This window comes from Streptomyces flavofungini, assembly GCF_041028215.1.
Classification (GTDB): Bacteria; Actinomycetota; Actinomycetes; order Streptomycetales; family Streptomycetaceae; genus Streptomyces; species Streptomyces flavofungini_B.
Window position 1 is genome coordinate 1 of record NZ_JASKYR010001195.1, and the last position, 1,570, is coordinate 1,570.

Genomic DNA, 1,570 nt, shown 5'->3' on the forward strand with positions numbered 1-1,570 from the left:
CGTGCTGGCCACGGCCGACGCCCGCTGGTCCCTCCCCGCCACCCTGTCCGCCAGCGTGCAGCTCGCCACCGCCCTGCCCATCCTGGCCACCGGCACGGGACCCGCCGTGGAACACGCCCTCGCCCGCACCCTGAGCGGTACGGCCACCCTGGCCCTCGCCGCGACCGACACCACGGCGGGCACCGACCTGACGGGGCTGCGCACCGAGGCCCGCATCGAGGACGACGCGGTCACGGTGACCGGCGCGAAGGAGTGGATCACCAACACCACCACCGCCGAGCACTTCCTCGTCCTCGCCCGGCACCGGCCCGGCAGACACTTCGCGAACTTCACCTGGGTCCTTGTCCCGGCCGACTCACCCGGTGTGACGGTGCGGCGGGCCGACTCCGCGCTGTACGCGGCGTCCGGCGTGGGGCATGTGTCCTTCGACGCGGTGCGCCTTGGCCGGGAGCACGTGGTGGGCCGGGTCGGTCTCGGTCTGCCGGTGTTCGCGCGGCACATCGCCGTCGAGCGCCTGGCCGGTGCGCTGTGGGGGGTGGCCCTGTGCCGACGGGTCCTTGCGGACACCCGGCGCCGCCTGGCCGAGCGGGCGCACCAGGAGTCCACGCTGTGGAGTAGCGGCCACGTCCGCCAGCGTTTCGCCGCCTGCCTGGTCCGGGTCCAGGAACTGCGGGCCCTTGCCGAGCGATGTGGTCCCGGAGTCGCCGAGCGCCACGACATGCAGGCCGCCTCGACCCTGAAGGCCGCCGCGGGCAGCACCGTCCCGTACGTCCTCGGGGAGTGCGCCCACCTGTGGGGTGCGGCGGGCTTCGCCGACGGCGGCATGCAGGAGATCCGTGCGCAGGCCGCGCTCTTCGGCATCGGCGGCGGCACGACCGAGGTGGTGCTGGAGACCCTCGCCGAGAGCGCCGAACGCGTCCTCGACGACCTGGACCGCAAGGCCCTTGACCTGTGACCGGGCCGGTCGGGGCCGTCGGGCAGGTCGGGCCGCTGGAGGTGGCCGAGGGGGTGTGGGTGGTGGCGGGCACCGGCGCCCCCAGCACCCACCCCGACGACCGGCGCCGGGCCGCCGGACTGCCCGGGTGGCGGGCCCGCCGGTTCCTGTACGGCCGGGGGCTGCTGCGCGAACTGCTGCACGCGGTGGCGCCCCGACTGGCCGGTGGTGACATCGTGCCCGACCGGCGCGGGCAGCCCCACCTCGCCGCTTGCCGACGGGCCGGGATCAGCGTCTCGCACAGCGACGGCGTGGTGGCCTGCGCCTTCGCCACCGGCCGCCGGGTCGGAGTGGACGTACAGCACCCCGGGGCCTCGGCCGGGGCCACGCTGACCCAACGGCTGCTGCGCGCGCACGCGCCCGACGTCCTGGCGCTCCCGCCGACGCGGGCGGCGCGGGAGGTGGCCTGGGTGTGGACCGCCCAGGAGGCGTGTGTGAAGGCGGCGGGGTCCGGGCTCGCGGGTCGGCCGTGGGAGATCGAGGTGACTCCCGGCAGTCGCGAGGGAAGGTGGCGGGCCTATCGCTGGCTTTCGCTGCGCGATGTGTCCCGGACACCGCTGAGCTGCGCCTTCGGCC

Annotated in this window: 2 protein-coding genes; both read left to right on the forward strand. The window is 75.8% G+C overall.

Features of this window, described 5'->3' with window-relative positions; translation table 11 throughout:
• Positions 1-955 (forward strand): acyl-CoA dehydrogenase family protein (locus tag AB8Z36_RS39665; protein ID WP_369218212.1); only part of this gene is annotated, 955 nt, incomplete at its 5' end.
• Positions 952-1,570: 4'-phosphopantetheinyl transferase family protein (locus AB8Z36_RS39670; protein WP_369218213.1), on the forward strand; the 619-nt coding region annotated here is incomplete at its 3' end. The genes AB8Z36_RS39665 and AB8Z36_RS39670, both read left to right, overlap by 4 nt.